Annotated in this window: 20 protein-coding genes and 4 pseudogenes; 11 read left to right on the top strand and 13 right to left on the bottom strand. The window is 67.7% G+C overall.

Annotation, left to right across the window (positions count from 1 at the left end; all coding sequences use genetic code 11):
- Positions 1–31: 31 nt before the first annotated feature.
- Positions 32–217, bottom strand: coding sequence for an IS3 family transposase (locus HUW36_RS03335; RefSeq protein WP_246247837.1), 186 nt, complete (start codon positions 215–217; stop codon positions 32–34).
- Positions 218–258: 41 nt separating this feature from the next.
- Positions 259–564 (bottom strand): DDE-type integrase/transposase/recombinase, encoded by a 306-nt coding sequence (locus HUW36_RS35075; protein ID WP_174526732.1) that lies wholly within the window; start codon positions 562–564, stop codon positions 259–261.
- A gap of 76 nt (positions 565–640) precedes the next feature.
- Between HUW36_RS35075 and HUW36_RS03325 the strand changes: the two are divergent.
- A pseudogene (locus tag HUW36_RS03325) lies at positions 641–1,095 on the top strand (IS701 family transposase); the annotation flags it as partial.
- Positions 1,096–1,110: 15 nt separating this feature from the next.
- On the top strand, positions 1,111–2,175 hold the full coding sequence (locus tag HUW36_RS34305; RefSeq protein ID WP_246247840.1) for an HNH endonuclease: 1,065 nt from the start codon (positions 1,111–1,113) through the stop codon (positions 2,173–2,175).
- 244 nt (positions 2,176–2,419) lie between these two features.
- Here HUW36_RS34305 and HUW36_RS03315 read toward each other — a convergent pair whose 3' ends face one another.
- Complete coding sequence (locus HUW36_RS03315) at positions 2,420–3,004, bottom strand: IS3 family transposase (RefSeq protein WP_174526731.1); 585 nt, start codon at positions 3,002–3,004, stop codon at positions 2,420–2,422.
- Between the two features lie 135 nt (positions 3,005–3,139).
- On the opposite strand from HUW36_RS03315, the gene HUW36_RS03310 reads away from it, so the two are divergent.
- Positions 3,140–4,252 (top strand): DNA cytosine methyltransferase, encoded by a 1,113-nt coding sequence (locus tag HUW36_RS03310; protein ID WP_174526730.1) that lies wholly within the window; start codon positions 3,140–3,142, stop codon positions 4,250–4,252.
- A gap of 18 nt (positions 4,253–4,270) precedes the next feature.
- On the opposite strand, the gene HUW36_RS03305 is transcribed toward HUW36_RS03310, so the two are convergent.
- From HUW36_RS03305 to HUW36_RS03275, 7 genes are all read right to left on the bottom strand, one after another.
- A complete protein-coding gene (locus HUW36_RS03305; protein ID WP_217428761.1) occupies positions 4,271–4,660 on the bottom strand; it encodes a very short patch repair endonuclease in 390 nt (129 codons plus the stop codon).
- A 93-nt stretch (positions 4,661–4,753) separates the two neighbouring features.
- Positions 4,754–5,563 (bottom strand): DUF6339 family protein, encoded by an 810-nt coding sequence (locus HUW36_RS03300; protein WP_174526728.1) that lies wholly within the window; start codon positions 5,561–5,563, stop codon positions 4,754–4,756.
- On the bottom strand, positions 5,560–6,348 hold the full coding sequence (locus HUW36_RS03295) for a hypothetical protein (protein WP_174526727.1): 789 nt from the start codon (positions 6,346–6,348) through the stop codon (positions 5,560–5,562). The genes HUW36_RS03300 and HUW36_RS03295 overlap by 4 nt, the downstream gene beginning before the upstream one ends.
- 137 nt (positions 6,349–6,485) lie before the next feature.
- On the bottom strand, positions 6,486–8,267 hold the full coding sequence (locus tag HUW36_RS03290; RefSeq protein WP_174526726.1) for a hypothetical protein: 1,782 nt from the start codon (positions 8,265–8,267) through the stop codon (positions 6,486–6,488).
- A gap of 95 nt (positions 8,268–8,362) precedes the next feature.
- Positions 8,363–9,388, bottom strand: coding sequence for a PD-(D/E)XK motif protein (locus tag HUW36_RS03285; RefSeq protein ID WP_174526725.1), 1,026 nt, complete (start codon positions 9,386–9,388; stop codon positions 8,363–8,365).
- Positions 9,385–12,030 (bottom strand): Z1 domain-containing protein, encoded by a 2,646-nt coding sequence (locus HUW36_RS03280; RefSeq protein WP_174526724.1) that lies wholly within the window; start codon positions 12,028–12,030, stop codon positions 9,385–9,387. Before HUW36_RS03280 ends, HUW36_RS03285 begins: the two co-directional genes overlap by 4 nt.
- 665 nt (positions 12,031–12,695) lie before the next feature.
- Entirely contained in the window at positions 12,696–13,121 is a 426-nt protein-coding gene (locus HUW36_RS03275; RefSeq protein ID WP_174526723.1) for a hypothetical protein, read from the bottom strand.
- A gap of 989 nt (positions 13,122–14,110) precedes the next feature.
- Between HUW36_RS03275 and HUW36_RS03270 the strand changes: the two genes are divergently transcribed.
- Positions 14,111–15,469: a hypothetical protein gene (locus HUW36_RS03270; protein WP_174526722.1), complete on the top strand. Its 1,359-nt coding sequence runs from the start codon at positions 14,111–14,113 to the stop codon at positions 15,467–15,469.
- A gap of 521 nt (positions 15,470–15,990) precedes the next feature.
- On the opposite strand, the gene HUW36_RS03265 is transcribed toward HUW36_RS03270, so the two are convergent.
- Positions 15,991–16,536 carry a GNAT family N-acetyltransferase gene (locus tag HUW36_RS03265; RefSeq protein ID WP_174526721.1) on the bottom strand — a complete coding sequence of 182 codons (546 nt, stop codon included), beginning with the start codon at positions 16,534–16,536 and terminating at the stop codon, positions 15,991–15,993.
- Positions 16,536–17,846: a helix-turn-helix domain-containing protein gene (locus HUW36_RS34300; RefSeq protein ID WP_246247835.1), complete on the bottom strand. Its 1,311-nt coding sequence runs from the start codon at positions 17,844–17,846 to the stop codon at positions 16,536–16,538. The genes HUW36_RS03265 and HUW36_RS34300 overlap by 1 nt, the downstream gene beginning before the upstream one ends.
- Before the next feature lie 416 nt (positions 17,847–18,262).
- Here HUW36_RS34300 and HUW36_RS03255 point away from each other — a divergent pair, with 416 nt between their 5' ends.
- Genes HUW36_RS03255 through HUW36_RS03240 form a run of 4 tightly spaced genes read left to right on the top strand, consistent with a single transcriptional unit; the run spans position 18,263 to position 19,361 of the window.
- Complete coding sequence (locus HUW36_RS03255; RefSeq protein ID WP_174526720.1) at positions 18,263–18,475, top strand: hypothetical protein; 213 nt, start codon at positions 18,263–18,265, stop codon at positions 18,473–18,475.
- A complete protein-coding gene (locus HUW36_RS03250) occupies positions 18,472–18,714 on the top strand; it encodes a DivIVA domain-containing protein (RefSeq protein WP_174526719.1) in 243 nt (80 codons plus the stop codon). Before HUW36_RS03255 ends, HUW36_RS03250 begins: the two co-directional genes overlap by 4 nt.
- Positions 18,707–18,970: a hypothetical protein gene (locus tag HUW36_RS03245; protein WP_174526718.1), complete on the top strand. Its 264-nt coding sequence runs from the start codon at positions 18,707–18,709 to the stop codon at positions 18,968–18,970. The genes HUW36_RS03250 and HUW36_RS03245 overlap by 8 nt, the downstream gene beginning before the upstream one ends.
- A 10-nt stretch (positions 18,971–18,980) precedes the next feature.
- Complete coding sequence (locus HUW36_RS03240; protein ID WP_174526717.1) at positions 18,981–19,361, top strand: GIY-YIG nuclease family protein; 381 nt, start codon at positions 18,981–18,983, stop codon at positions 19,359–19,361.
- Here the strand turns inward: HUW36_RS03240 and HUW36_RS03235 are convergent.
- Positions 19,358–19,885 (bottom strand): flavoprotein, encoded by a 528-nt coding sequence (locus HUW36_RS03235; RefSeq protein ID WP_174526716.1) that lies wholly within the window; start codon positions 19,883–19,885, stop codon positions 19,358–19,360. The genes HUW36_RS03240 and HUW36_RS03235 overlap by 4 nt on opposite strands.
- A 73-nt stretch (positions 19,886–19,958) precedes the next feature.
- Between HUW36_RS03235 and HUW36_RS34040 the strand changes: the two are divergent.
- The 3 pseudogenes from HUW36_RS34040 to HUW36_RS03225 form a co-directional block, all read left to right on the top strand.
- A pseudogene (locus tag HUW36_RS34040) lies at positions 19,959–20,717 on the top strand (AAA family ATPase); the annotation flags it as partial.
- Positions 20,697–22,679: pseudogene (locus HUW36_RS03230) on the top strand (FtsK/SpoIIIE domain-containing protein); the annotation flags it as partial. The pseudogenes HUW36_RS34040 and HUW36_RS03230, both read left to right, overlap by 21 nt.
- A pseudogene (locus HUW36_RS03225) lies at positions 22,676–22,938 on the top strand (hypothetical protein); the annotation flags it as partial. The pseudogenes HUW36_RS03230 and HUW36_RS03225, both read left to right, overlap by 4 nt.

Below are 22,938 nucleotides of genomic sequence, written 5' to 3'. Positions count from 1 at the left end.
CCCGGGTTGACCGGAGTCGGATTAGTGGATCTCATGCCACCATGGACGCCCGCTCGAACTCGATTGGGGTGAGGATGCCGATGCTGCTACGCCAGCGTTGGCGATTGTGCCAGATCTCGAGGTAGTCGAAGATCGCGTTGGCGAGTTCGATGCGCGTGTGCCAGCGCCGGCGGTCGAGCAGCTCGACCTGCATCCTCGACCAGAAGGCCTCGATCATCGAGTTGTCGTAACAGTCGCCGACGCTGCCTATCGATGGCATCAGTCCGGAGTCGCGGGCGCGTGTGGTGAAGGCCCAAGAGGCGAACTGGGCACCCCCTGGTCCGAATGAATGATCGTGCCATCTGCTGGCCCTCGGCTGTCGATGGCCATGCCCAAGGGATTGGTGACCAGTGCGGCGGTTGGAGAGGCGTCGATCGACCAGCCGACGACCCGACGGGAGTAGGTGTCGAGGACGACGGCGCAGTAGAGCTTGCCCTCGCGGGTGTGGTGCTCGGTGATGTCGGAGCAGCGGCGCGCCCGGTGCGCCCGCCTGTGATGCCGAAGGCCTGCGTGCCTCGCAGGCACGACCCGGACGGCTTCTGCTGGGCGGGTACGACCGACCCAGCGTCGGCAGCTTCCCCGTCCGTTCAAGGGCGGCTCAATCCGTGCCGTTGATCCGCCGTCGCAGCGGGTGGAGCCACGTCGGCGGGCCCGGGCGTATGTGCTGGGCCTGCTGTCGCCGCTGGCCGGTAAGAGTGGCTGGACTTTGGCCGAGGCGGCCGGGGAGAACACACCTGACGGCATGCAACGCCTGCTCAACAGGACGGCGTGGGACGCCGACGCGGTCCGCGATGACCTACGCGACTACGTCGCGGAGCATCTCGACGCCCCTGACGCCGGTTTGATCATCGATGAGACGGGCTTGAGGGAACCAAGTCCGCCTGCGTCCAACGTCAGTACTCCGGGACCGCCGGCCGGACCGAGAACTGCCAGCTCGGGGTGTTCTTGGCCTACGCGTCCGCGCATGGGCGCACCTTGGTCGACCGGGATGTATCTGCCGCAGGGCGCCGTTTGCCGTCTGGCGAGAGGAGACCGTCGCGACGGGTGCGGGCGGCGGCTACCGTCGGCGCCGTGGCGTACAACGATGTGACGCGAGTGGCGGTCCTCGCCGCGGTCGCCGAGTTCGACAGGGTTGGACGAGGAGAGTTCCTTAGGGCAGCTGGCTTCGGCCGGGCGAAGCACTACTTCCTTGACATCGAAGGCCGACTCTACGACTCCAAGGCCATCGTCGGCCATGCCCATGGGGTGAGCGGTGACGGGCCGTGGCGGTCGAAGGACTTGTTAGGCGCGGAGCGGACGGTTGCTGCGCTGCTGCGGGCCCTGGGGTTTACGGTGCGGTTCCTGGATGCGGACTGGACGTGGGACGAGATTGTGTTGGCCTGTGCCTTGGTGGAGGCAAACAGGTGGCGGACTGTGGCGCAGGAGGACAGTCGGGCCATTGAGCTGTCCCGGCTGCTGCAGAGCACAGCCATCCATCCGTTGGAGATGCGCCCGCCGGGCTTTCGCAACCCGGCCGGCGTGGAGCGGAAGACCGGCGACTTGGTATCGCGGCTTCCACGCACGGGACGCAAGCACACGAACGGCAACCACCTCGACAAGAAAGTCGTACAGGCCTTCCTCGACCAGCCCGACGAGATGCGGGCCAAAGCCGAGGTGATCGCAACGGTCTTGCGGGAGTGGCCCGGGGAGCCGGAGGTGATACCGGATGTCGACCTCGAAGGCTATGCGGGCAAGGAAGGCGGTGTGTTCCTCAGGGCGCACTTGAGGCGAGAGCGGGACCCCTCGCTCAAGCCCAGGAAGATTGCACAGGCGAAGAAGGATGGGGCTGCCATCGCCTGCGAGGTGTGCGGGTTCGACTTCAGCCGGACCTACGGTGAACGAGGGCACGACTACATCGAGTGTCACCACAGGGTTCCCTTGCACGTCACAGGGCCGGTCGACACCGCTTTGCCCGACCTCGCCCTGTTGTGCTCCAACTGCCATCGGATGATTCACCGCTCCGCGCCCTGGCTGACGGTCGAGGACCTGCGGGAACTGGTGATGGGTAACCGGACTGGTCCGCGGGGTAGCCCGGCCACGGTTGATCAAGGTTCATGCAGCCCGCCGGCAAGTGCCCCTTGTGAGGAAGTCGGGTAGCTGTTCGCCGGTGAACCTGGTGCAGGCCCGGGGATGGCCTGCGACAGCTCGGCACGAGTCATCCAGTCGATGCCCATCGCCGCCGCACCCTCCGCATGGGTGGAACTTGTAGTCGCAGGCCGTCTGGCCGCCGCCACCGGTGCCGTAGACCCCGCCGACGCGGCGTCCGGGCCAGTCGTAGCCGTCGGCGCCCATCAACAGCAAGTTGGGGTGGAAGACGCTCGCCGAGGTGCTCAACGAAGAGCTAGCCGCGATCGAACAAGCCGTTGTCGCATCCACTGATTGAGTTCAGCGTGGCGGTCGCATCGGTGCGTGGTGCACCAGCCCGGTCAGGTCGCTGGTGCGGTGGCAGCCGGCGGCAGATCGCCATCTCCAGGGCGTCGAGGACGAGGCTGATCTTCATGCTGGTGGTTGCCCACCAGCCGAGGATACGGCGGGAGCAGGCGGCGATGACGAACGCGACGTGGGCCATCCCGGACCAGGTGGGCACGTAGGTGAAGTCGGCGACCCACAACCGGCGGGTCGGTGGTGAACTTGCGTTGCACCAGGTCTGCCAGCCGCGTGTCGTGTTCTCGCTGATCGTGGTGCTTCGGTTCTTGCCCGGCCCCAACCCACGGAGCCTCAGTTGCCGCATCAGGCGTTCGACGGTGCACGGGGCCACCGGAATGCGTTTACGGTTGAGCGTCAGCCGCACCTTGCGGGCCCCGTAGGCGCCGTAGTTGGCCGCCTGCGCTCGCCGAATCTCTCCGGTGAGCCGGACATCGCGGTACATCCAGATCGAGAGCGGGCGTCGGCGGGTGGCACCGTAGGTGCTGGCCGCGACGAGCACCCGACATCCGCGAAGCCGCTTCATAGGGGGAAATCGATGCAAGGGCGCCCTGACTGCCTGCGCTGTTGTCTAAGATCGCGAGTCGTCTGGCAAGCCGCGTTGGCTAGGAACGTTACGGCCGGCTAGGGTACAGCCATGCCGAAGATCTTCCGCGTCGTGGACCTCTTCGCCGGATGTGGAGGGCTTACGGAGGGCCTTCGGAAGACCGGGCGATTCAAGCCTGTTGGCGCAGTCGAGATCGATCTGGCTGCAGCTGCCACCTACGCCGAGAATTTCGGCTCCGAGCATATCCATCATGGTGACATCGCCGAGTGGCTGGATGGAGGGCAAGTTCCGAAGGCGGACGTGGTCGTGGGTGGCCCTCCCTGCCAGGGCTTCTCTAACTTGGGCAAGCGACTCGACGACGACCCCCGCAATGAGCTTTGGCGCGAGTACTGGCGCGCACTCGGCATGATCAAGCCGTTGGCCTTCGTGATCGAGAACGTCGACAGGTTCCTTGACAGTCACCAGTACCAGCAGATGAAGGCCGTCGTAGGGACCGGGGCGCTTCGCGACTACGAACTCAGAGAAGGCGTCGTTGTGGCTGCTGCCTTTGGTTCGTCGCAAGTTAGGCGCCGGGCTATCGTCATCGGCACGCACCGGGGGCTGGAGCCCATCGAGATCCCGAGTCCAGAGTTGAGTCGAGAGCATTGGAAGACTGTCAGACAGGCTCTAGATGGCGTGCGGCACTACGTACCCGGAGATCAACAGAGCCTGCCGGCCCGTTCCGTAACTCATTTCAACAGGTCGATGCGTGGGCCCTTCCTCAGTCATGAGCTGCATATCACGCGTCGCTACGAGGACATTTCTCTGGAGCGGTTCAAGCACATCCCTGCTGGTGGCAACCGATTCAACCTTCCTGATCACCTCAAGTCGCCCTGTTGGCTGAAGCACACGACCGGCGCAATGGACGTCATGGGGCGCCTCAGGTGGGACCAGCCGTCGGTGACCATTCGGACGGAGTTCTTCAAGCCGGAAAAGGGCCGCTACCTGCACCCTTCTGAGGACAGGGCGCTGACCCACTACGAGGCCGCTAGACTGCAAGGGTTCGATGACCAGTTCAGGTGGTGCGGCAGCAAGCTGCAAATTGCTCGTCAGATAGGCAACGCCGTTCCTGTCGAGCTCGCGGCGGCCATTGGACGGCACGTTGCGGGTGCCCTGGACGAACGGATCTTAGGGGCGCCGCAGGAATCAGTGTTGAACGATTGAAGCAGCCTCGCTGATGCCTCAGGATGAAAAGGCTGCGCGACGCTCGCCAAGCAGTCCGGCGATGCGAGCGACCGCGTCGGCGGGAGGCTCATGCTCCCAGATTCTTAGGACGGACCAACCCAATGCCTCGAGGTGGGCATTAGTCTCCGAGTCGCGCACACGGTTCGTCTCGAGTTTCGCCGACCACCAGTCACCGTTAGCGGCCGGACTGGTCTTGTGCTCGGGACACGAATGCCAGAAGCACCCGTCGATGAAGATGGCCACTCGTGCTCGAGTGAACGCTATGTCGACGGTTCGCCGGCGTAGACCCGGAATCGGCCAGGCTACTCGGTAGCGATACCCCTGGGCATGCAGTAGCTGCCGAATCGAGATCTCGGGTGCGGTGTCGCGGCGTCGCTGGCGGCTCATGCGTCTGGACACGTCCGGCGAGCTCGGGACGGGCGGTTGCGCCACCATGAGTCCAACCTACCTGGGGCGGGTCGAGCAACAGCCGGCGCGGTCTCAGGACCCGGACTCCTCTAGGTCGGCCACGCTGACACCCGTTTCGGCGATCAGGCGTCTCGACTCGCGGCGCTGCTCCCTGACGAGCTCCAAAAGGTCTTCCTCAGGCATCCAGTCCAGGTCGAGGAAGGCCGTCAATCGGAGAAGGCGCCGCAACGAGTCGCGATGCACCGCTCTGGCGGGTACGCCGTCATTCGTCCGGCTGTCCTCGACATGTGCCCGGACGATGGCGCGAACCAACGCAGGCGTCGCCGCCACCGAGCGCCGGCGCGCCATGACATGGTCCAGATCCGCCTCTCCGAGCCCTGCGAGCAGCTCGTAAGGCTCCGGCAGCGACGGGTCGTAGAGGACGTGGGCCCGGGTCCACAGCCTCGCTAGGGTGTGCCTGGTGAGGTCTGTTCCCTTGAATCGATCCGCTAGATAGGCGCCATCTCGCATCGGGAATCGCCACGCGCAGACATGGGGCACCAATACGAGCGCGAGAAACGCCCATACCTGGCGCTGCGACGCCTCGCCCGGAACCATGCCGGACCGCTCGTGCAGGTGACGAGCGGTCATTCGATCGAATTCGTTCCTGCCTGCCGTCGTGGGCGAGTGCGGGAAGCCGTTGACCGTGGCGAACTTTTCCAGTTCGGTTGCGAGGAGCCGCAACTCGTCCCGACTGACGCGCGTGCCGCCGGTGGCGGCGTAGACAGCCCGTTCCGATGCGACGTTCGCGAGACGGGTAATTTCCTCGGGCTTTCGACCGTGCAGACTCGCGAACAACCGTTCGGCCTCACCCGGCAGCAGCCGCGGGTACAGAATGCTCACGGTGTTCCGCCTCCCGGGAACAACAGGCTGCTCTGCACGTTGGCGCGCAGCCGTGACGGGTCGCGCCGGCGTTCCTCCCGAAGACGGTCGGTGGCATCCGTTAGCGTCTCGTTCGGCATCTTCAGGAAAGCCCTGATCAGGCCGTATACCAAAGCTGCGGTCGTTACCTCCCCGTCGCGGTACGTCACCTCGTCTTCCGAAGGGAATTCGTCGTCCTCCAACGCCCGACCGACCAGGTCGTACACCACGTCCACCGTGAGGGCGTCCCAGAGGACCGCGGCGCGCGGGTCCTTCGGTCTTCGTAAGGCCTCGCTGACCTGATCGTTGTCGTCGTTGAGCAGGACGAGCAGGTTGCCCATCGCCGCGCTGCCCCACTCGGCCGAGTCGACGCTCACGTACCAGGCGGCTTGTTCCGGCAGACCCTGGTTCTTGAAGCTGACCGGCGCCACCGGCAGAAGACCTGCATTGCCTTCCAGCCGGATCGAGGTGTGATCACGCCAAAGCACGCTGCCTGGTCTGTGCGCGACGAACGGGTCCGAACCCCCGCCTCCTGCGGCCAGCGCGATTGTCGTCTCCAGCGTGAGGGCGCCAGCGAGATCCGTGCCGGGGATCTCGACCTCGAGGATCGTCTCGATCTGCCCGGACATGCCGTCGCATCGGAGCGGTACCTGTGCTGCGGAGCGCCGCAGCAGCGAAGTCGAGGGCCAGTACCGCACGTTCATGGCGAGTGACACGGTCCCGTTGAACCCACAGTCGGTCAGGAGCGCCGGTACGTCGACGGTCACGCGCCGAGCGAAGTGCAGCAGCGTGCCGTAGTCCCAGCTCGGTGAATGATCAGCCGCGGGAACCCCCTCGTCCGTGTGGACCCACGGATCTCCCGACACATGGTCGTTGCCTGTCCGATACGGGTACGCCCGCCCGCTCATTGCGGGATCGTCTCCACTGCAACGTCCACGGCCGCATCCACCACCGGTAACACCAACAGCTCACACTCGCTCGTGCCCTCGTCTACCTCGACGAGATCACCGAGCGTCACATTGCCGTCCAGACGCCAGCCCAACACTTCAGGAACGGCACCCCCGGCCGGTCTGGTGGTTTCCAGTGATCCCTCTCCAGTGAACACCGAAGCGGAGCCTCTAAGCGTAGTCGGGCCGGACACGCGGACCTTTTGGACCAGGACGGCTAGGCCCGCGTGCGAGGCGAAGAAGGGGGAGCCGACAAGCATTGGCCTGGACTGGCGCCGAGGCGCGGACGTTGTGCGGCGTCCATGCCTCGGCGCTACGGCGCCGGAACCACTGCCGGTCGGAGCCGCAAAGCGGGATTCTGCCCAGCCGTAGATGGCACCATCGCCAGCCGGGTTCGAGTCGGCCGCGCCGGTGCCGCCCACACTGGAGAGGAGAAAACCCAGCCGCTGTGCGATGCTGCCGACTGGTACCGCAATGGCCTGCGAGCCTTGCGTCTTCGGCCCCGCGATGGCCGAACACTGCTCCAGCATTCGCTTGCGCGCCACCCGAATGAAGGTCGCGTCGCGCCCGGTCAACTGGACATCGACCCAACCATCGTGCGTTGGTGGCTCCGACTTCGAGAAGGTCGAGTCCAGTTCATCGTTCGCCTTGAAGACCGCGGCATATCCGACATCGGGATGAGCTTTGGTCTGACCCGGTAGGTACTGCACGACCAGATCCGGCAACCGCATGAGGCACACGTGATGAGGCGAACCGACTAGGCCCAGCTCGGCCGCAGCCGGTGACGTCACCTTCGCGCCGAACGTGTCCTGATGGCCGAATCGACCCAGCTCCTGTTTCGGCCTCATACAGAACAGCGCCGTGGCGCGCTCGCCCATTGCCGTCCGATATGCCGCGGCGAAGTTGGCCAGGACGGCGTCGTCGTGTTCGGAAGGGACGGGGACACGCACGCCGTGTGCCGAGACCGAGACGTGCATACGAACTGCGCGGTCGGCAAGGGTCACGGGCCACAGGTTCCACGCTGCAGCATCCGCCAGGTAACGCCCGGCAGCTTCAGTGGACATTTCGTCGGCGTCGTCGTCGGGCAGTGAAGGGTCCGAGAGATCCGGATCGATTACCACCACGGTGGTGCCGGTTTCGTTCTTTTCGAACCCAGGCAGTCCCAGACGACGCGCCGTGACGTCGGCATCCTGACCCGACAGGGGATCGCAATGGTCCGGGCCGGGCAGGCCCCACCAGTGCCGCCCGGTGTACGGCACCCCGTTCACGGTGGTCGAGCTCAGCAGCGCTGAGCCGATCAGCCGGGAACGCAACTGATCTCCCTCACGGAACCGCGTGTAGATAAGCACCGTCCCGACCCGGGACGCGAGGAAGAAGGCGCCCTTGCCGTATCCATATGTACCGCCGCCACCGTCGACGTCCTGTCGCTCCCCGCTGTTTAGCACGAATGACAACCATCCGCGCTGGTTGGGCTCCGCGTAGACGTCCGATCGTGTCGGTCCGCCCAATCCAGAGGTGCCTCGGTCTGAGACCGCGAGATATCGGATCGTGGAGCTGCGGAACAGCGCGGGGAGCGTACGGGCAGCTGCGGGATCGGTCGGCGCGGATGGCGCAAGGAGCTCCACCCACGCTTGCCGATGTGCTGGCGACACCGTGATCAGATCCAGCTTGAACGATACGGCGGCAGACGTCTTTGCGTCCCAGCTGTTCTGGGCCGACTCACGGACCAGCACGGTCAACACCGACAGGGTCGGCCGCCCCAGCTGGTTCCGGAGACCTTCCGCGGTTATGCCGCCGTCGGCCCGGAACGGTTGGGCGTACCATCCGGGCCTCGTCACCGTGCCCCCAGAAATTGTCTCACCGCTTGATGCAGGTCCCCGTCTAATGATGCGACCGTGTCAAGATCAATATAGTACTCGACGCCGCTGACGCCTGCCGGAACCACTCCGGATGAGAAGCTGGCCGGCGTGATGCTCGGGAAGGCCTCGTCGACCTCGAACAGGCGTTGATCAATGAGTGAGAAGCTCGCCGCCCGGATCTCGGACGACGACAGAGCTGGAAGTCCCAGCCGATCGAGGCGGGAAAGGATCGTGTGGGGTTCACCTGCTGCGAGGCAACGTTCTACGATCGACGGGACGTCATCCGAGACACCTGGCGCCGACGCCTTCAACCGAAACCAGGCGATCCTTAACGATCCCGCTGGCGGTCGGACGAGCTGCTCCAGCCCGTGAACGTGGATCAGCCGGCCCTGGACGGACGTCGTCGTCTTTACCTCGATGGCGTTGGGGTGGGTGCGGAAGTCCTGAGCGGCTCCGGTCGGGCCGGTCCAGGTGTCAGCCGCCCCTGGATCGACGGCCAGGAGGTGTTCCAACACGAGGAGCTCGCCATAAAGGCCAGCGAGCCGCTGCGGGGTCCACTGCGGCCGGCCGCCGAGGAGTTCACGCCATGCCTCCAGCGCTTCCGGCACCGCTTGTTCCGGCGCGAACTCCGTCCCGGCGAGGACCGTGCAGATGTCTGCCACCAGGCCCGTGAATACGCCAGTGAGGGCCGTTCGCCTGCACTCCAGGTCGAGGAACCGGACCATCTCGTCGTCGGCTAGCAAAGTCCGTGTCGTGAGGTGTACTCCCGAACTTCGCCTGTCCTCGACGTCCTTGGTGTCTTTTGCCACCGGCACTAGCAAGTGCGGAAGCCCGTACGAGTCCGACGCCAATCGCAACGGTCCGGCGGGTGTAGGAAGCGCAAGCTCAATACTCTGCAATGTCCTGTCGTCGCTGGCCGACTGGTTTTCGGCGAGCTCCCTCCAGAGACCTTCCAGCGTCCGTCGGAGCGCTGCCTCCTGGCTGTTGCGTGCACCTGTCACGGCGCAGCCGCCGAAACGTCGGTGTCCAGGTCCTGGTCGAGGACGGAAACGTCCTCCGGCTCCTCGTCGGTCGCTGCGGGGAAAACCCGTGACAGGTCGGCAGCCAGGTAGTCGTACTCGACCTCGACGTCCTGCCCGCCGATGGGTTTGGGAAACACCAGTGCCCCTCCCCAGACGACGGCGGGGCCGACAATGTTCAGGTCCGCGCGGTCTTTTTTCGTCGCCTTGGACTCCGCATCGATCGGGTAGAGTAGCACCAATCCTTTCTCGGGCTGTTGCTTGGAGCGCTCGTTCTGCAGGATGGTCCGATTGACGGCAGGCACTTTGTCGAGCTTGAGATCGAGACCCTCGTCGCGAGAGCCGGTCAGAGTCTTGATGTCGGCAACGTCGTCGTACCGATTGGCGGTCAACCGCGTACGCACCACGGTTCCGACGACGTCACCTCCAGGGAGTTCCACCTTCTTGGGGCCCGAGCCTTTTTTCGATGCATTGGGTGCAGGGTCGACGCCGAGGACACCAACGTTCCAAGCCGTCAGACCACCCGTATCCATCCGCTTCTCGATGTATGCGGCAATCAAGCCAGCCGCTGCGTCGGTGGACTTCTCATGGAAGCGGTATGTCCGAACGAACCGAAGAATGTGATCACCAGGTACGTCGCGCCACAGCCGTCTGCCGGGCGCCGGCGATCCGTCCTGCCAGCCGTCCGTGCTACTGGCTTGCAGAAGCCGCATGACCGCGTTGGCGTTGTTGGTGTGCCACTTCTCGGCCTCCTCGCCCTTGCCCGCGGGGAAATACCGACTCTCCACCAGTGCGCCCCCGTAAGCGGCGGCGGCACGGACGGCTGCCTTCTGTTTGCTCGGAGCCGTCACGCGCATCTTTGGATGGCAACGGATGCGAACCGCCATCTCGAGTGGTGTCTTATGCTCGACCAGAAGGCGATCGATCTCGCTCCGCATCTCTGCCTCAACCGTGGCCAGGTGGGTGAACCACCGGCGCATCTCCGCGGGCATGTAGATGCGCGGCAAGTCCTTATAACCCGGGCGGTAGCCGAACCACCGACCCATCTGCAGCAGCGTGTCGTAGACGTCGGAGGATCTGACGAACACGCTGACGACGAGGCCCTCCAGGGTCAGGCCGCGCGAGAGTGTGTTGCCGCCCACTGCGATGACCGTCGCCGCACCCGATTCGTAGTCGAGCCGGTTGGTGCTCCGGTAGTGGTCCATGATGATCTTGGTGTCGGTGATGACCTGCGGGAGGAAATCGGCCACGTCTTCGTAGGTCACGCTGTGCTCGCCGAGTTCGTCGGCAGGCACACGGCCAGTCTCGGCCTCCCACAGTCTGCGCAATTCCACGATTAACCCGTGATCCTCGGCTGCGAGCTGCTTGCCCGTCTCGAGCTTGAGCTGTTCCAGCGGTAGCTTGTACGAGTCGTGCACCCTCGTGTCGGAGTGGGCATGGACCAGCATCGACGAATGTTCCGCCTTGCCGGAGCGCACCCGGCGTGCAGCTGTCGACAACCAAAACCAAAGGACCGCCTTCCGGAACGACGGCGTCACCTCCGGCTCGAAGGTCGCGATGTCCGACTTCTTTGCGGGTCGCATCGCAGCGACCTCGTCGTCGGGGATTTCTCGGATCATGTCGAGCCCGCCGGGCACGTTCGCAGGGTCCTCGCCGTCGAGCGGCGAGCGTCCGAACAACGTCTCCGGGCCCTGGTAGTCCTCACTTCTGGGCAGACTCAGGATGAAGTCGCGTGGGTAGAAGTCCTCCTTGCCGACCGGGTCGGCCAGCAAGTTCGCGAACGGGGTGGCCGTGTAACCCACGTAGCACACACGGGGCAGTTGCCGAAGGACGCCCGCGATCAGTGGATTGATGCTCTTGGTTGCAATTGTCGCCTGGTCGGCTTCGTCGTCGATCAGCAGCGCGGGGCAGTTCTGCAGATGTGCCCGAGCGCCGGCGAGCCACTTCCGCAGCTTGCGCAGCACAACGGCGTTCTTTTTCACTACGAGCAGCAGGTGTTGATCTTTCGCGGCAAGAAGGGCCGCGGGGTTCGGCGGCGGAGTGAAGTCGTGCTCGGGGGTCGTGATCTGATGCCAGAGCGTGGGATTCAGTCTGACCACATCGCGGATGAGCCTGGTCTGCGTCTGGCGTCGGAGGGCGTTGTGGACGCCGGACAGTACGATGAAAATTCGGTAACCGCGATCTGCGGCTTTGCAGATGACAGCCGTGAAGTTGCTGGTCTTGCCGGACTGGACGTGGCCGACCACGAGCCCACGTGAGTCGAAGGCAGGTTTCGCCGGGTGATCCAACATGGCGACAACCTTGTCCGAGGCTTCGTTGATGGTGTCAACGGCGTCCTCGTCCAGGTTTCGCTGCAGGTGTGCTTTGAACGCGGGCCAGTTGCGGTCACCCTTGCGGGGGCCTGCGTACCACGGCGTGGCGTTCTCCCGGCCCAGCCCCAAGGGCTCCTTGAGCTCGAGGATTTTGGTCGTCTCCACCTCGTGTCGCTTGATGAGCTCGGCGATGAGGTTCTCGGGGACCGAGAGGCTACGAAGCTGCTGCGTGACTTGGTGCGGCGGCGCATGGTCCAGAAAGTTGCGATAGGTCTCCCACGCGCTGCTGATGCGGGGATCGTTCTCGGACATCAGGCACCTCGACCCGAGGGGGCACCGTAGGTCACCGGCTGGTCGTTGGATGCATCGGCGTGATCGCTCGAGACGGGAACAGCGACAATCATGGGGTTCCGTAGCTTCGCCGCTTGAGGTCCTGGAGGTGGGGTGGTCACGGACTCTTACTAGCACCTGAGTCACCACCGCGAAAGCCACCGCTGTCTGATCGTCCTACCTGGCGACGGCCTTGTCCGGACGCCCTCTTGCGTCGGCGTGCCGGTTCAACCGGCGGCGCTGCCGGGCCGTTCACAGGGTAGCGGCGTGAGGTTTGCTCTCGCGCGAACGTGGCTCGAGCGGCAGCCGTTCAAGGTAGCTGACCGGAGCAGCCATGAGCTCGGAGGCGCTCTCGCGCAGCCCTTCGGGCTATCCGCCAGCTCGATCGGCGACGAAGACGCCGCGCCCGGGTGCGCCGACGACGATGCCGCGGTCGCGAAGCAGGGCAATGGCGCTGGAAAACCGGAGGGTACGACGGAAGCCCTGGTCCCTGCCCTCCAGCCCCGCATCAACCGCCAGGTGCCATAGCCCCGGTGACGCGTCTCGTAGGAACGTAGCGCCGCATCCCAGTTGAGGCGACCCGAGGCCGGGGCCTTACGGCCTCAACCGCGAGCGTGCACTTTCGTCGGTCTCGCATTGACAGAGCCTCAACGGTCAGCGGGAAGCAGCTCGTCGATGGCCTGAACCCGGCTTCTAATCGGACCCATTACGAGCATCTCGTCCCAGTTTCCGCGAAAAAGGGTGCGGCAAGCGACGAAGCTTAGTGTGTCAAGCAGCAGAGTGGCCGCTCGGAGCGCAAAAGCCGCACTCTGGTAGTCGAATTGCCTGCGAGTGGAGACCAGGTCGGGATTGCTGAAGTCCACCGCAAGGGTCGCGTCGAGTGAGCCAGCATGAATGTAGGCGTTCATGTGCTCGTAGATCACCCTCATTTCGGGACCAAAGACGAGCCGGTCCAGGTCGGCGAAGGTTACTCGGCGGGTCGGTGGATGCGGAAACAGGGGCTTCGCCCAACCATGCGATTGGCGGATTTCCGATCCATATCGCCGCACCAATGAGCTGACCAGATCCTCCAACTCTTGAATCTCCTCAGCCGAGGCCGGCCGCCAACCGAAGAATGCTGATCCGCGTTGCGTGGCGCGGACCTCGCGGAGACGCTCAAGGACGCCCGAAGCGTGGCACCGCTCGCACAGGCATAAGTCGTTGTCCAAAGCGAGGACGGCAGTGGGGCCGCTACCTCATAGAGAGTTCTCACCCGCGCACCTGCGGCCCCGTGCAGACCAATCCGCGTCAGTTCCCCAATTTCGTCCGCGATGATGATGCTGCGGGCGTGCATCGAGATGATCAGCAAAGTCTTAAGTACGTGCTCGGGAAAAAAGATCCGGTCGTTATCTTCCTCCCAGCCCCAGAAGTCATCACGCGACATGGCAACATCCGGGATCCTGCGATTGAGTTCTTCACTCATAGCGAGAAGTTCTTCGTACACCTCGAGGGCCTTGCTGATTCGCGTGAAGCCTTCCTCCTAGTGCCTCTTGCAGCGTGCCGTCGTGACGCTTCCCTGTCCCGCGCCCCAGTTTCGAACTTTTCAACGACATCGGGGCGAAGGGCCGACGCCTCCCAGAAGCCTGCCACAAGAGCCGACTCGAAGTCGTCGGCAACCGCTCGGTCGCGTCACCACCGCGCATCGCGCGTGCAACGAAGCTCATGAGTGCTGAGTCTGGGTGCAACACCCGCTCCCTTGATCGAGACCTGCAAAGCCATCCATCATCGATGCCGCCCAGCTTGATCGCAAGCAGGTAACCGGGTGCCACCAGTGCCTTCTCGACTGGGCGGAGCGGCCAGGTAGCGAACGGGCGGTCCGCCGCCGCCGCCGCCCGCCGCCCGCCGGTCGGCGACGATGGCCGCTTCTGGTCCAGTTGGCACCGTGCGCCTTACCGTCCACCACCCACGACCGGGATGTAGCTCAGGAGCGAGCCGGGCGGTGAGGTACAGCGCCAGCAGCAACCCCGGTACTAGGGTCTCGGTTGGCCGTAGGCACGGCGGCTGGCCGACACGGGGAGGTGTCATGCGGCGTCGTCAACTGCTGGCGTCCGGGATGTTCGCGGCGATCGGACTCAGCGCCGGGGAGCTACTGACAGCAACGCCAGCCGCCGCCGAGACGGCGGCCCCGCTCAAGAGCGTCGGCACCCAGCTACCGGTAAACGACCTGCGGGCGATCGAGCTCGACGAGGCGCGCGGCCGCCTCTACATCGCCCAGGGGGTCGGCGGCGGGTTGCCGCTGGTGGTGACCGACCTCAACGGCCGGCTGCTGAACCGGGTCACGGCCGTCGCCGACATCTCCGACCTCGTCCTCAGCGACGACGGGCGCACCCTGTACGCGGCCCAGGGCTTCAACCGGATCATTGCGTTGGACGCCGCCACCCTCACCATCATCGCCAGCTACCCCGCACCCCCCGGCGTCCACCTGTACACCGTCGAACCGACCGGTGAGAAGGTCGTCGGCGGGTTCATCGACGCCGGCATCGGCTCCGGCGGCCTGCTGATCTGGTCCGCGCCCGGCACCCCGCCGGTGGTCTACACCGCAGGCCCCAACTACCACCCGATCATCGACGCCAGCCCCGGCGCGCCCGGCCTCCTCGTCGCCGGCGACACCGGGTATTCGCCCGTCACCACGTACGTCATCGACGTCTCCGATGACAGCCCGACGATCGTCGCCCGGCGGGACAACACCGGCAGCAACCTCATCGACTACGCCGTGAGCCCCGACGGCACCGAGGTGATGGAGACGGTGGGCCACCCGTACGAGCACCACTCGTACCGGCTGCCGGATCTCACCGACGCCACCGTCTATCCCAGCGGGGTCTACCCGCAGGACGCCGCCTGGTCCGGGGACGGCTCCACCGTCGCCATCGGCCGCGCCTTGACCGCCACCGGTGACGCCGACGTCTACCTCTACGCCAAGGGCAGCACGGTCCCGACGTACGCCGTCGACTTCCGCAACGGCGACAGCCTCTGGGAGGGCACACTCCTGGTCAACCGGGACGGCACCCGGGCCTGGGCGGTCAGCTCGACCGACCCCTACCAGGAAACGCAGCTGCTGCACTCCTTCGGTCCGGTGCACCCGCCGAGGCCGCCGGTCACCGACCTGGCCGTCACCGCCCAGGTCGGGACCGGCAAGGAGAAGGGCACGGCACAGCTCACCGTGACCTGGAGCTCGCCGATCGGCGACGACAACTACTGGTGGATCACCGCCTCGACCGACGGCGGGGCCGAGCGGGAGTTCTGGCGCGGCAAGATGGACGCCAGCGGCAGGTACACCCTCACCTACTCGCTGCCACGCGGCACCACCACCTTCACGGTCCGGTACCGCGACTACTGGCAGTTCTACCCGGACGGCTACGCAACCGCAGTGCTGCAGCGGTGAGCGCACCGACCAGGCGTCGCGGTCCGCTCGTCCGCCACGGCGCACTGGCGCTGCTGCTGCTCGCCACCGGCCTTGCGGGCTGCGCCCGACCCGTGCCGCCGGCGCCGTCTGGAACACCCCGGCACCCACCTCTGAAGCGACGGGGAGTGCCGCTGCGGCGACCAGCCGAGGTGCTCGGTCCACAGACCCTCCGCCTGAGAGGGCGGTTCGGTGTGTTAGATCCGTTTCGAGTTGAGGATGAATTCTCCTGACTCGTTTTCGGTGAGGACGTGGCGGTTGACCATGCATTTGAGCTTCGCGGGTGCCTTCGACGTGTTTCGGTGAGGGTTCGACGTCGAGTGCGAGGCAGATGTCTTTGGCGCGCATGCCGGCCGGCGCGGCACGAAGGACGGCGAGGACTTGCTGGTAGAGGGCGCTGGCGATGGTGGGGTCGTCGGCAGTGAACTCGGCGGCGGCGAGGGCACGCAGGGTGGTGCGGGTGGTTGCCAGGTCGGCTAGGGCCTAAGCGCGATTGTTCTCCATCAATTCGGCATGATCGGCTTCGTTCGCACCTCGAACAGGGGCGCACCATCCCAGGACGGCCGGAGCCGCCCGACCGGCTGCCACCCCCAAGCGTCATACGCATGCTGGGCAGCGGCGTTGTCCGGCCGCACGAGCAACGCCGCCCGTTCCTCAGCCCGACTGCCCATCAACTCGTCGTGCAGTGCCCGAGCGATACCTCGGCGTTGCCAAGAGCACCGCACCACCAACTCGCTGACGCCAAAGGTCCGTCGGCCGTTCTCATCCGTGAAGCCGGACGGTATCGACCCCTGAATGCCGTCCCACCACCGGGTATCCGCTCCGAGCGGAAACCCGTAGATGTAGCCGATCAACTCGTCACCGGCCCAAGCCGTCACCGACGCCCAGCCCGGGCGGGGCATGTGCGCCGCGAGCTGCCCCTCGTACCGTTCGGCGGTGTAGAGCGACCCGTCGTCGGCGTGCGCGTCGAGATACACGTCTACGAGCTGTGTCAGCACCTTCTCGGCCTCAGCGGCGGAGTAGTGGCGCAAGCGCACGTTTTGCACCATCAGGCCAGCGACCCGTCGTACACGTCGAAGAACTGTCGGGCCTCGGACACCGCGCGGTGAGCATCGAGTCCGGACCGCACCTCGGCGAGCACGCGCAGGGTCCGTCCGGAGCGCACCTGGCGAAGCTCAGGTAGGACAGCCAACGCGGCCTGGGCTGCGCCCGGCACATCCCCTTGGCGGATCGAAGCCCTGGCGAGTTGGACCGTGGAGTAGACCCGGTTACGTCGATGTCCATCAGGAGGGCTGGCCGTGATCGCCCGGAAGCAGGCTGCGGCTCGGTCCGGCCGGTCGAGCGCAAGGTACGAGAGCCCGTTGATGGCCGTGACCTCCTGCTCGGTCACGAACGAGATGAAGGGCAGGTCATCTTCGTGGCTGCCTACTTCGAATGCACTGCGGGCCTTGGTCATCTCCCGCTCGAAGCCGAACGTGTCCCGAAGGATGGCGTGGGCATGAGCTGAGCGAAGGTGGAGCAGCGTAGTCAAGCGCGGTGTAGTCCAGCCGGCAGCGGCACGCAACGCTGCTTCGGCGCAGTGCATCGCTTCTGCTGGCCGCTCCTCGCGGAGTAGCAGCGACATGCAGGCGAGAGCACGTACCTCGACGCGAGCGTCGTCGGCGATGCGCGCTCGAGCGATGGCCTCGTTCAGGTAGGGCCTTGCCTCGGGGCGGCGGTCCGCGTCGATAGCGAGCCAGGCTGCCTGAATCGCCAGGTGTGAAAGTGCGCTTTGAAGCGCTTCGCCCACTGACCGGTTGTACGCGGTCTGTTCAGCCCAGGCGGACAGGCGCTTATGCACCTGCATGGCGATGTCACAGAGTGCGTCCGCGCCTACAGCCGCATCCGCCGAGCGGAACTGGTCGACCAGTGAGGCGGCGTACCGCACCTGTTCCATGCCGAGGTTCGGTGGCGGCTCGGCACCTGCCGTCAGCAGGTCTAGCCCGCCGCCGGCCTGGATGCCTGCCAGAGCGGCCAGAGCGTGGAATTGCCGGCGATTCGTACTACCACCTTCTTCAATGCGTGCGTCTGACCACACTGTAGGCGCCGGCTCACCCGGTAGGGCGAACCAGAGGCGCGCCGGGGGGATCGTGAGCTGCGTCGCCCAGTGGGCCAGTCGGTCGAGGTACACCAGCGCCGGCCCGTTCTCGATCCGGCTCAGCTGGGCCTGCGTGATGCCCAGCCACCCCGCCACCACGCTTTGCGGGAGCGGGTTCCGCCCGTGGTACGGGTGGTAGCGGTACGCCCGGACCACCCGCCCGAGATGCCGCTCGGCGAGCGCCCGCCGCACCGGCTCGTGCTCCCAGAACGACTCCGGCACCACCGGCGGTGCACTCAGCCGGTCACGCTCGGCCGCTTGGCAGGGCGCGCACCGGCCGCTGTCGTTGTCGCGGGCCAGGCGTCCGCCGCAGCGGGGGCAGTTCGTGGGTGTCACCGGCAACCTCGCTCCGCGCGGGTGGCTGTGTCCGACATCGAGCCTAACCATTCAATCGGCTCCGGAGCGTGACGGTATGCATGCCGCGCATATCGAAGATGTCGATCTCCATGCGAAGCGTGCATGTCGACGACGATCACCAGGGCATACGACGAACGACGCCCAAGGTCGACAGTCGGCGTACGGCCCGGGGCGGGTGCTGGGCTCCGGCGGCGTCGCGTCCCCCGATCGCGGCTGCCCGCCGACCCCGCCCGCCCCGGCGCCACCCCACGAGACACACCCGACCCCGGAGGCGCCCACCGATGTCCGTCGACTTTCCCGTCCCCACCCCGGTCACCGACGACGATCTGCTCGTCGCCGCGCTCGCCGTGCGCGTACACGTTCCGGAGCGCTGGCCGCAGGGGCCGCTGTGCCGTAGCGAACGCGTCCCGTACCCCTGCCGGCTGGCCCGGTGGGGGAGGGCGACGCTCGCCGCGGCCGGCGTGCCCGACGAGGCCGTGGGGGTGGCCCGGTGATCTGGGTGATTGGGGAGCGGGTGCGGGCCTGGCAGGTGCGCGCGGCCGTCTTCGACACGCGCTGGCGGGGGTTCGACCGGGCGCAGGTGCACGACTACCTGTGGCGGGTGGCCGACGAGCTGGACCGGCTCGACCGGGAGCTGACCACCGCGCGCACCGAGTCGGAGCGGATCCGGCAGGCGTTGCGCCAGTGGCAGTCCCGCCACAACGGATGCCATCGGCGCGGCCACGATGACTGAGCCGCGCTGGATCGTCCACCTGCCCACCACGCTGACCAGCCGGGCCGCCGCCGCCGAGCTGGCCGCCGCGCTCGCCCGGTCGCTCGGGCACCTGGACGCGGTCGACTTCGGCGAGACCACGCTCAGCGAGGAGGACGCCCAGCACCTGCGTCACCGGGTCTGGTGCGACGTGCGGCTGCCCGGCGGGGGGCGGTGCCCGCTACCGGACGGTCACGCCGGGTCGTGCGGGGCGGTGGAGCTGCGCGAATACCGGTAGCGTCGCCCGGGTGCTGGACACCGAAGACCTGCTGGCCGGGTTCGCGCCGGCCCGGCCGTACACGATGGAGGTCGTCGCCGGCGCGCCGGCCGCGCCCGGCGTGCACCTGGTGCTCGACGGTGGCGTGGTCGTCTACGTCGGCTACACCGGCAACCTGCGCGCCCGGCTGCGCCAGCACCTCACCGGCAACCGCGACTCGTCGGTGCTGCACGACCAGGTCGGCCAGCTCCTCGACACGCCGGGCCGGGCCGCCGCCCGCGACGACATCGCCGGGTGGCTGGGGCGGCGCGAGGTCCGCTGGCAGGAGACCGACGACCCGGAGGGTACGAAGGAAGCGCTGGTCCTGGCGCTGCGTCCCCGCTTCAACCGCCAGGTGCCCCGCTCCCGTTAGGCGTCGGGTCGCGCCGCGCGTAGCGCGTCGACCACCACCGCCCACCGGCTCGGCGTCATCTCGTCCGGTGACCGCAGCACGTCCCCGTCGTGCACCACCACCCCCGCCTCGCGGAGCCGCCGCAGGTTCGGCCCGTAGGCGGGATGCGCCGACAGCGCGGCGTTGACCCGGGGAAACACGTGGATCGGCAGTCCCGCGCCGAGCATCTCGTTGAGGATGCCCAGGGCCAGCGTGTCGCTCGCCCCGACCGCCCACTTGTTCAGCGTGTTGAAGGTGGCCGGCACGACGGCGACGGCGTCGGCCGGCGGGTGCGGCTCGGGGTCGCCGGGGCGGCGCCACTCGGCGCGTACCGGATGGCCCGTGCGGTCGGCGAGCGCGTCGCGGTCGAGCCAGGTCGCGGCGATCGGGGTGGCGATCAGGCAGACCCGCCAGCCGTCGGCGGCGAGCAGTTCGGCGAGTTCGCCGATCCGCTGGGCCGGGGGAGCGGCGCAGACGATGAGGTAGAGCACCGGTGCTTCACTCATGCCCGCAGTCTTACCCCGCGCGTGTTAAGAAGGGGCCCCGCCTCTACCGGATGCGTTAAGAAGGGGCCCTTCCTTGCACGTGGTCGAGAGTGTGCTGCGCGATGTGCGCGAGGGAGCGCACCGCGGCGTGGTGGTGGACTCGCCGCCCGGTGCCGGCAAGTCCACGCTCGTGGTGCGCGCGGCGATCGAGACCGCCGCCACCGGTGACCCGCTGATGATCGTGGCGCAGACCAACGAGCAGGTCGACGACCTCATCGACCGGCTCGGCCGGAAGGCGCCCGAGCTGCGCGTCGGCCGGCTCTCCGCGGCCGACTACCGGCCCTCGGAGCGGGTCACCGGCCACCCGGCGGTCCGGGTCGCGGCGAAGGTCGCCGACCTGGGCGGGCCGGCGGTGACCATCGGTACGGCGGCCAAGTGGGCCACGGTCACCGAGGGCACCTGGCCGTGGGCGATCGTGGACGAGGCGTACCAGATGCGGGCCGACGCGCTGCTGCGCGTGGCCGGGCGGTTCGAGCGGGCGCTGTTCGTCGGCGACCCGGGGCAGCTCGACCCGTTCTCCACCGTCGAGACCGCCCGCTGGACCGGTCTGACCTGGGATCCGATGCAGTCGGCGGTGGCCACGCTGCTGCGGCACAACCCGGAGCTGCCGGTGCACCGGCTGCCGGTGTCGTGGCGGCTGCCCGCCTCCGCCGCGCCCGTGGTGTCCGCCGCGTTCTACCCGTTCACCGGGTTCCGTGCCGGCACCGGGCCGGCGGACCGGGCGTTGACGTTCACCGAGCCGGGGCCGGGCGACGCCTACGACGCCTCGGTCGAGCTGGCCGCCGCCACCGGCCGCCGCCCGGAGCCGTGGCGGGTGGCGGTGCTGCTCGGCGGCGACGAGCTGTCCCGCCACGAACGCGGCCAGCTCGACCGGGTGGTGCGTACCGGGGCCGCGTGCGGCGTGCACCTGGTGGTCCGGGGCATCGACCTGCCCGACGACCGGACCGTCACCCGGGTCGTGGTCGACCCGGACGACGCCCGGATCGCCGGGCTGCCGGTGGTGCTCGACGACCCGCCCCCGCCGGCGCTGGTCACCGAGACCTGCCGGGCGGTCGCCTCCCGGGTCGCCGCCGGGCCACCGCCGACGCCCTTCACCGACCTGTTGCCCCCGCCGGAGGACTACTGGCGGGAGGACTCGGCGCACGGGCTCAGCGCGCCGATCGGTGAGGGGCCGCACGGGCGGCCGGTCCTGCTCACCCTCGGCGACTACCCGCCGCACGCGTTGATCGGCGGTCCGTCCGGCACCGGCAAGACCAACCTGATCTTCGCCTGGATCGGCGCGCTCGCGGCCCGCTACTCCCCCGCCGAGCTGGAGTTCTATCTGCTCGACTTCAAGGAGGGGGTGTCCTTCGCCCGGTTCGCCCAGGGCCGGCGGGACCCGAGCTGGCTGCCGCACATGCGGCTGGTCGGGATCAACGTCAACACCGACCGGGAGTTCGGCCTGGCCCTGCTGCGCTTCCTCGCCGAGGAGCTGCGCCGGCGGGCCGACGCGGCCAAGAAGCACGAGGTCACCAAGCTGGCCGAGCTGCGCGCGGTCGACCCGACCGGCCACTGGCCCCGGATCGTCGCCGTGGTCGACGAGTTCCAGGCGCTGCTCGCCGGCCGGGACGTGGTCGCCCGGGAGGCCGCCGACCTGCTGGAGGACCTGGCCCGGCGCGGCCGCTCCCAGGGCATCCACCTGGTGCTCGCCTCGCAGGACGTGCGCGGCATCGAGGCGCTGTGGGGCCGGCCCGCCCTGGTCGCCCAGTTCACGCTGCGGATCGCGCTGCCCAAGGCGCTGCGCATCCTGGCCGAGCGCAACGACGCGGCGCAGTCGCTGCCCCGGCACCACGCCGTGGTCAACGCCGAGTCGGGCCTGGCCGAGGGGAACGAGGTGGCCCGGATCCCGTCGGCCAGCGACTGGGAGACCTGGAGCGAGTTGCAGCACCGACTGTGGCGGATGCGCCCGCAGGACGCCTCGCCGGCCCGCCTCTTCGACGGCGACGCGATCCCGCGGCTGACCGAGGCGCCGGACTTCCGTGCGCTGACCGCGCCCGAGCAGGGGGTGCCGCGCAGCCCGGTGGCGCTGCTCGGCGAGATCATCGACGTGCAGTCCCGGTCGGCGGCGCTGCGGCTGCCCCGGGCGCCCGGGCGGAACCTGGCCGTGCTGGGCACCCGGGTCGACGAGGCGTGCGCGGTGCTCGACGCCGCCGCCCGCTCGCTGGCCCGCCAGTACCGCCCCGGCACCGCCCGGTTCTCCATCGCCTGCCTCGACCCGGACGCCGACCCGGCCGCCCGCGCCCTGTACGAGGACCTGGCCGGTGACGCGTCCTGGTACGACGAGGAGACCGTCACCGAGCTGATGGCCGAGGTCGGCGACGGGCTGGGCGCGCCGGGCGCCGCGCGTACCCCGCACTTCCTGCTGCTGTTCGCGGTGGACGCGGCGGCCGGCGCGCTGGCCGGCAAGGCCGGCACCCGGACCGGCCTGGAGCAGCTGCGCCGGATCCTGCACGACGGCCCGGAGCGGCGCACCCACGTGCTGGCCTGGTGGCGGGGCGTGGCGCGGATGCGGGCCGACCTGGGCGGCGCCGGCGCGCGCACGGACCAGATCGGCGCCTGGGTGGCGCTGGACGTGCAGGGCGGTGAGCTGAGCGCCTCGCTCTACCCGGGCAGCGGCGGCCCGGACTGGTATCCCCGGCCGTGGCGCGGTCTCTACTTCGACCGCGCGGTGCACCGCACCGGACAGGTGATCATCCCTTATGGTCCCACCCGATGAACGAACCGGTCTCCAGTGAGACGTACAGCGCGCAGATCCGCCGGCTCGCCGAGCTGACCGCCCGGGTGTCCGCCCAGCGGGCCGAGGCGCACACCTGGTACGCCGAGCAGGTGGCCGCCGCCGACCGGGCGGTGGCCGACGCGGCCGAGCAGGTCCGGCAGGCCCAGGCGGAGGTCGCCGAGGCGCGGCGGATGGTCGACCGGGTGGACGGCGAGGTCACCCACCTGTGGGGGCAGCTGCGCGCCCGGCTCGGCGTGCG

Origin of the sequence: Micromonospora maritima, assembly GCF_902825405.1 — a bacterium.
Classification (GTDB): domain Bacteria; phylum Actinomycetota; class Actinomycetes; order Mycobacteriales; family Micromonosporaceae; genus Micromonospora; species Micromonospora maritima.
Note: the sequence above shows the minus strand (reverse complement) of the source record. Positions and strands in the feature narration are given on the sequence as shown.

Excerpts from the sequence above, each read along its gene's own strand:
- HUW36_RS03245 (WP_174526718.1), top strand. The coding sequence starts at position 18,707 with ATGACTGAGCCGCGCTGGATCGTCCACCTGCCCACCACGCTGACCAGC.
- HUW36_RS03335 (WP_246247837.1), bottom strand. The coding sequence starts at position 217 with ATGATCGAGGCCTTCTGGTCGAGGATGCAGGTCGAGCTGCTCGACCGC.
- HUW36_RS03305 (WP_217428761.1), bottom strand. The coding sequence starts at position 4,660 with ATGAGCCGCCAGCGACGCCGCGACACCGCACCCGAGATCTCGATTCGG.
- HUW36_RS03270 (WP_174526722.1), top strand. The coding sequence starts at position 14,111 with ATGCGGCGTCGTCAACTGCTGGCGTCCGGGATGTTCGCGGCGATCGGA.
- HUW36_RS03265 (WP_174526721.1), bottom strand. The coding sequence starts at position 16,536 with ATGGTGCAAAACGTGCGCTTGCGCCACTACTCCGCCGCTGAGGCCGAG.
- HUW36_RS03235 (WP_174526716.1), bottom strand. The coding sequence starts at position 19,885 with ATGAGTGAAGCACCGGTGCTCTACCTCATCGTCTGCGCCGCTCCCCCG.
- HUW36_RS03280 (WP_174526724.1), bottom strand. The coding sequence starts at position 12,030 with ATGTCCGAGAACGATCCCCGCATCAGCAGCGCGTGGGAGACCTATCGC.
- HUW36_RS03310 (WP_174526730.1), top strand. The coding sequence starts at position 3,140 with ATGCCGAAGATCTTCCGCGTCGTGGACCTCTTCGCCGGATGTGGAGGG.
- HUW36_RS03255 (WP_174526720.1), top strand. The coding sequence starts at position 18,263 with ATGTCCGTCGACTTTCCCGTCCCCACCCCGGTCACCGACGACGATCTG.